Origin of the sequence: Streptomyces phytophilus (assembly GCF_013870535.1) — a bacterium.
Lineage (GTDB): Bacteria > Actinomycetota > Actinomycetes > Streptomycetales > Streptomycetaceae > Streptomyces > Streptomyces phytophilus.
On sequence record NZ_JACBXC010000254.1, the window covers coordinates 1 to 6,310 of the forward strand.

The window sequence follows — 6,310 nt, forward strand, 5'->3', positions numbered from 1 at the left end:
CGTCGGCGTGCTCCGCCCGGCCGAAGGTCAGCACCGGGCCGTCGGTGAGCGCGCGCATCGCGGCGACCCGCGGGTCGTCGGCGTTGAGGACGGCCGTGCCGCCGGGCGCCAGCCCCCGGACCAGCTCGCCCTTGGCCGTGGCGATGGCCCCGCGCGAGCCGAACTCGCCGAGGTGGGCCTGGCCGACGTTGAGGACGACGGCGATGTCGGGCGCGACCAGGGCGGTGAGCGCGGCGATGTCGCCGATGCGGCGGGCGCCCATTTCGAGGACGAGGAACCGGGTGCCCAGGTCGGCGCGCAGCATGGTCAGCGGCACCCCCAGCTCGTTGTTGAGCGAGCCGATCGTGGCGGTCGTCGGCGCATCGCCCGACAGCACGGCCGCCAGCAGGTCCTTGGTGCTGGTCTTGCCCTGGGAGCCGGTCAGCCCGACCACCGTCAGCCCGCGGCGCAGCCGGTCGACGACGTGGACGGCGAGCGCCTGCAGCGCCGCCTGGACGTCCTCGACGACGACGGTGGGCAGCGGCGTGGGCCGGGAACCGAGCACGGCGACCACGCCGGCCCGGCCGGCCTGGCCCGCGTAGTCGTGGCCGTCGACGTGCTCCCCGGCGAAGGCGACGAAGAGGCCGCCCGGCTCGGCCTGGCGGCCGTCGAGCACGGCCGGGGCGGTCACCGTCACGTCGTCGTCGCCCTCGACCGTCCCGCCGACCACCGCCGCGATCTCGCGGAGGCCGAGCGGCACGACGCCCGCGCGGCGCGGGAGCCGGGGAGCGGGAGCGAGGCCGGAGAGGTAGAGATAGGAGGAGGCTGGTTCGCTGTTGGTCACGAATCCAGCCAAGGCAGTGCGGTGTTGCGTGCGCGTATGCGGATTTCGATATGCCGACGATATGTTACTGCCCCGACCGGGCGGTAACATATCGCCAGGGTATGGGAATCGGCATACGCTCCGGCAACACCGCGTCCCGTTCGCTGTAGGCATGACCTACAGCGAACCAGCACGAGCGGCTCCTCCCTCGGCAGTCGCAACCGCGGGTATCACCTTCTACGGCTGCGGGCGCGACGAGGAGATGCTGGTACGGGAGATGGCGCCCCGCCTGGGCGTGGTGCCGACCCTTACCGCGGCAGCGGTATCCGAGGGAAACGCGGAGCTTGCACTCGGAAACCGGTGCGTCAGCGTCGACCACAAGACCCGCATCACCGACGCCACCCTGCTCGCGCTGAGCCGGGCCGGCGTCGCGTACATCTCGACAAGGAGCATCGGCTGCAACCACATCGATGTCGCATACGCGGAACGCGTCGGAATCACCGTGGGAAACGTCGCCTATTCGCCCGACAGCGTGGCCGACTACACCCTGATGCTCATGCTGATGGCGGTGCGGCACGCGAAATCCACCATCCGTCGCGCAGATGTCCACGACTACAGGCTCCATGAGGTACGCGGGAGAGAACTGCGCGACCTGACGGTCGGGGTCGTGGGGACAGGACGCATCGGCGCGGCCGTCATGGACAGGCTGCGGGGCTTCGGCTGCCGGATCCTGGCCTACGACACCCGCCCCGGCACCGCCGCGGATTACGTTCCGCTCGACGAACTGCTGCGGCTGAGCGACATCGTGACGCTCCATACGCCGCTCACCCCGGACACCCACCACCTCCTCGACCGCCGGCGCATCGAGCGGATGAAGCGCGGCGCCTTCGTCGTCAACACCGGACGCGGCCCGCTCCTCGACACCGCGGCCCTGCTGCCGGCGCTGGAGGACGGCAGGCTCGGCGGCGCCGCGCTGGACGTCCTCGAAGGAGAGGAAGGGGTCTTCTACGCCGACCGCCGGAACAGACCCCCGGCAGGCGGGCCGTTGCCGCGGCTCCAGGAGCTGCCCAACGTGCTCGTCAGCCCGCACACCGCGTACTACACGGACCATGCCCTGAGCGACACGGTCGAGAACTCCCTCACCAACTGCCTTGAATTCGAAAGCAGGAACCAGCGTGGCTAGGCTGAAGGTCGGAATCCTCTTCGGAGGCTGCTCGGAAGAACACCCCGTCTCCGTGAAGTCCGCGCAGGAGGTCGCCCGGAATCTCGACCCCGAGAAATACCAGCCGTTCTACGTCGGCATCACACGGAGCGGCGCCTGGAAGCTCTGCGACGGCCCCGGCCCGGACTGGGAGAACGGCAGCTGCCGTCCGGCGCTGCTGTCCCCGGACCGCGGCGTCGGCGGACTTCTCGTGCTGGAGCAGGGACGATACGGAACGATCAATCTGGACGTCGTACTGCCCGTGCTGCACGGGAAACTCGGCGAGGACGGCGCGACGCAGGGTCTGCTGGAGCTGGCCGGTATCCCCTACGCGGGCTGCGATGTCCAGAGTTCCGCCCTGTGCATGGACAAATCACTTGCCTACGGTGTCGCCAGGGGCGCGGGAATCGCCACGCCGGAATTCTGGACCGTCACGGCGGACGATGCCGTCGTCCCCGACCGGCTGACGTATCCCGTTTTCGTCAAGCCGGCCCGTTCCGGCTCGTCCTTCGGCGTCAGCAAGGTCTCCCGGCCGGAGGAGCTGCCGGGTGCGGTGAAAACCGCCCGGCAGTACGACTCGAAGGTGCTGATCGAGGAGGCGGTGGCCGGCAGCGAGGTCGGGTGCGCCATCCTGGGCAGCGATCCGGACCTGATCGCCGGAGAGGTGGACCATATCGCGCTGTCGCACGGCTTCTTCAAGATCCATCAGGAGAAGGACCCGGAGAGCGGCTCCGAGAACTCCACCCCCATCGTCCCCGCGGACATTCCGGCGGAGTCGCGCACTCTCGTCCGGGAAACCGCGAAGGCCGTGTACCGCGCCCTCGGGTGCAGGGGACTGGCGCGGGTCGACATGTTCCTCACGGACGGCGGGGAAGTGGTCCTCAACGAGGTCAACACCTTTCCCGGCATGACCTCCTACAGCCGGTATCCGAGGATGATGGCGGCCGCCGGAATGCCGCTTTCCGAGGTGATCGACCGGGTGATAGCGCTCGCGCTGGCAGGGAACACCCGGTGAACGCCGACTTCGCCTTCCTGGACGAGCATGTCTCCGGGCTGCGCTGGGACGCCAAGTACGCCACCTGGGACAACTTCACCGGGAAGCCGGTGGACGGATACCTGGTCAATCGCATCGCCGGCACGAGGGCCCTGTGCACGGCCCTGGGCAGGGTGCGCGAGAAGGCCGGGTCCCGCGGGTTCGGTCTGCTGCTCTGGGACGGCTACCGCCCGCAGCGGGCCGTGGACTGCTTTCTGCGCTGGTCGGAACAGCCGGAGGACGGACGCACCAAGCAGCGGCACTATCCGCACATCGGCAGAGCCGAGATGTTCGAGCGGGGTTATGTCGCCGCCAGGTCGGGCCACAGCCGGGGCAGCACCGTCGACCTCACGCTCTACCACCTGGGCACCGGTGAACTCGCGCGTATGGGGGGCGACCACGACCTGATGGATCCCCTCTCGCACCACGGCGCGCAGGGGATCACGCGGGAAGAGGAGGGGAACCGCGCGCACCTCCGCTCCCTGATGGAGACGTGCGGCTTCAGCTCCTACGCGTGCGAGTGGTGGCACTACACGCTGAACGACGAGCCTTACCCGGACACCTACTTCGACTTCCCCGTCGGGTAGAGCCGCCGCCTTGACAGCGCGCGCACCGAACCGGCAGAGTTCCGTTATCCAGAAGTATACTTCCGAGATACGGAAGGGGCGCGGACCTTCATGGGCTTCGGCGACCAGCGCTTCACAGTGAACCTCTCGATCCTGTTCACCGAGCTTCCGCTGCTCGAACGGCCGGCCGCGGCTGCCGCGGCCGGCTTCGGCGCCGTCGAGCTGTGGTGGCCGTGGCCCGAGGCTCCCGTCCCCGACCGGGCGGAGCTGGACGCCCTGCGGACCGCGCTGGACAAGGCCGGCACCCGGCTGACCGGGCTCAACTTCTACGCCGGCCGGCTGCCGGGCCCCGACCGCGGCGCACTCTCCGTACCCGGTGCGGAGTCCGAGCGGTTCCGCGCCAACCTCGACGTGGCCGCCGACTTCGCCGCCGCCACCGGCTGCACCGCGCTCAACGCCCTCTACGGCAACCGCGTCGAGGGCGTCACCGCCGCCGAGCAGGACCTGCTGGCGCTGGAGAACCTGGTGCTCGCCGCCCGCGCGGCCGACCGGGCCGGCGCCGTCCTGCTGATCGAGGCGCTCAACCGGCCCGAGTCCCCGCACTACCCGCTGCTCGACGCGGCGGCGGCGGTGGCGGTCGCCGACAGGGTCGACGCCGCCTCGGGGCTCGGCAACGCCCGCTTCCTGATGGACCTCTACCACCTGTCGATGAACGGCGCGGACCTGGAGCAGGTCATCGACGCCCACGCCGGCCGCACCGGCCACGTCCAGATCGCCGACAACCCCGGCCGCGGCGCCCCCGGCACCGGCTCGCTGCCGCTGGCCGCGCTGCTGGACCGGCTGGCCGCGGCGGGGTACGACGGTCACGTGGGCCTGGAGTACAAGCCGGGCGACCGGCCGAGCGCCGACTCCTTCGGCTGGCTCCCCCGCTGACCCGCAGCCCCTCCCGTCCGTACGCCCGCGCCCCGGCACCCCCGGCCAGAGCAGAAAGGCACCACCCCATGACCACCGACTCCCCCGCCCCCGGGGCCGGCCCGGCCGACCGGCCCTCGATCGCCTGGATCGGCCTCGGCATCATGGGCTCGCCCATGTCCGAGAACCTGCTCGCGGCGGGCTATCCGGTCGCCGGCCACACCCTGGAGCAGGACAAGCTCGACCGGCTGGCCAAGGCCGGCGGCACGGCCGCGGGCTCGATCGCCGAAGCCGTCGCGGACGCGGACGTGATCATCACGATGGTCCCCGCGTCACCGCAGGTCGAGGCCGTCGCGTACGGGCCCGAAGGCATCCTGGCGCACGCCCGCCGCGGGGCGCTGCTCGTCGACATGTCCTCGATCACCCCGCAGACCTCCGTGGACCTGGCGAAGAACGCCGCCGAGCGCGGGATCCGGGTGCTCGACGCCCCGGTCTCGGGCGGCGAGGCCGGGGCGGTCGAGGCGGTGCTCTCCATCATGGTCGGCGGCGAGCGTGCCGACTTCGAGCGGGCCCGGCCCGTCTTCGAGGCGCTGGGCAGGACGATCGTGCACTGCGGCCCGCACGGCGCCGGCCAGACGGTCAAGGCGGCCAACCAGCTGATCGTCGCGGTCAACATCCAAGCCTGCGCCGAGGCCGTGGTCTTCCTGGAGAAGTCCGGCGTGGACCCGCGGGCGGCGCTCGACGTCCTCGGCGGCGGCCTGGCCGGCTCCACCGTGCTGGCCCGCAAGAAGGACAACTTCCTGGACCGCGACTTCCGGCCCGGCTTCCGCATCGACCTGCACCACAAGGACATGGGCATCGTCACCGACGCCGCCCGGAACGTCGGCGCGGCGCTCCCGGTCGGCGCCCTCGTCGCCCAACTCGTCGCCGCGCTGCGCGAGCAGGGCGACGGCGGCCTCGACCACTCCGCGCTGCTGCGCGGCGTGGAGCGCCTCTCCGGCGGCGAGGTCTGACCCGTACGGGCCGAAGACAGCGCAGACGGCCCCCGTCCCCGTCCGGGGCGGGGGCCGTCCGTTCGCGGGGGCGGGCCTCAGCTCTTCAGGGGCAGGATCGACGTGGGGGCGTGCCACGGCTCCGTGGCCTGCTCCTCCCACTCGCGGACGTCGCTGATGTCCGCCGTGGTGCTCATGGAGATGTTGGTGATCCGCTCCAGGATCGCCTCCACCACCACCGGCACCCGGTGCTCCGCCGCCAGCCGCCGCGCCTGCGCGAACGCCGCGCCCAGCCCGCCCGGCTCCGTCACCCGGATCGCCTTGCAGCCCAGCCCCTCGGCGACCTTGACGTGGTCGACGCCGTAGCCGCCCAGCTCGGGCGAGTTGACGTTCTCGAACTCCAGGTTGACCTGGAAGTCCATGTCCAGGCCCAACTGCGCCTGGCGGATGAGGCCGAGATAGGAGTTGTTGACGAGCACCTGCACGTACGGGATGCGGTGCTGCGCGCCGACCGCCAGCTCCTCCACGAGGAACTGGAAGTCGTAGTCCCCGGAGAGCCCGACGACCAGCGCCTCGGGGTCGGCGGTGGCGACGCCGAGGGCGGCGGGCACGGTCCAGCCGAGGGGGCCGGCCTGGCCGCAGTTGATCCAGTGCCGCGGCCGGTAGACGTGGAGCATCTGGGCGCCGGCGATCTGGGAGAGGCCGATGGCGGTGACGTAGCGGGTGCCGGGGCCGAAGGACTTGTTCATCTCCTCGTAGACCCGCTGCGGCTTCATCGGCACGTCGTCGAAGTGCGTGCGGCGC

The 6,310-nt window shown here is 71.2% G+C and carries 7 protein-coding genes; 5 read left to right on the forward strand and 2 right to left on the reverse strand.

The window, feature by feature from the left end; all coding sequences use genetic code 11:
- Positions 1-739, reverse strand: a 739-nt coding sequence (locus tag H5J30_RS13995) for a UDP-N-acetylmuramoyl-tripeptide--D-alanyl-D-alanine ligase (protein ID WP_309505525.1), incomplete at its 3' end; no start/stop codon positions are given.
- A 235-nt stretch (positions 740-974) separates the two neighbouring features.
- Between H5J30_RS13995 and H5J30_RS14000 the strand changes: the two genes are divergently transcribed.
- The 5 genes from H5J30_RS14000 to H5J30_RS14020 all read left to right on the forward strand — a co-directional run bounded on the left by H5J30_RS14000 (position 975) and on the right by H5J30_RS14020 (position 5,527).
- A complete protein-coding gene (locus tag H5J30_RS14000) occupies positions 975-1,985 on the forward strand; it encodes a D-isomer specific 2-hydroxyacid dehydrogenase family protein (RefSeq protein ID WP_181787765.1) in 1,011 nt (336 codons plus the stop codon).
- A complete protein-coding gene (gene vanA-Sc, locus H5J30_RS14005) occupies positions 1,978-3,018 on the forward strand; it encodes a D-alanine--(R)-lactate ligase VanA-Sc (RefSeq protein WP_181787766.1) in 1,041 nt (346 codons plus the stop codon). Before H5J30_RS14000 ends, vanA-Sc begins: the two co-directional genes overlap by 8 nt.
- Positions 3,015-3,623, forward strand: coding sequence for a D-Ala-D-Ala dipeptidase VanX (gene vanX, locus H5J30_RS14010; protein ID WP_181787767.1), 609 nt, complete (start codon positions 3,015-3,017; stop codon positions 3,621-3,623). The genes vanA-Sc and vanX overlap by 4 nt, the downstream gene beginning before the upstream one ends.
- Before the next feature lie 90 nt (positions 3,624-3,713).
- The gene (locus tag H5J30_RS14015) at positions 3,714-4,535 is read left to right on the forward strand and encodes a TIM barrel protein (protein ID WP_181787768.1); all 822 of its coding nucleotides are present in this window, start codon (positions 3,714-3,716) and stop codon (positions 4,533-4,535) included.
- 68 nt (positions 4,536-4,603) lie between these two features.
- Positions 4,604-5,527 (forward strand): 2-hydroxy-3-oxopropionate reductase, encoded by a 924-nt coding sequence (locus H5J30_RS14020; protein WP_181787769.1) that lies wholly within the window; start codon positions 4,604-4,606, stop codon positions 5,525-5,527.
- A 77-nt stretch (positions 5,528-5,604) separates the two neighbouring features.
- On the opposite strand, the gene H5J30_RS14025 is transcribed toward H5J30_RS14020, so the two are convergent.
- Positions 5,605-6,310 (reverse strand): thiamine pyrophosphate-dependent enzyme (locus H5J30_RS14025; protein WP_258563307.1); only part of this gene is annotated, 706 nt, incomplete at its 5' end.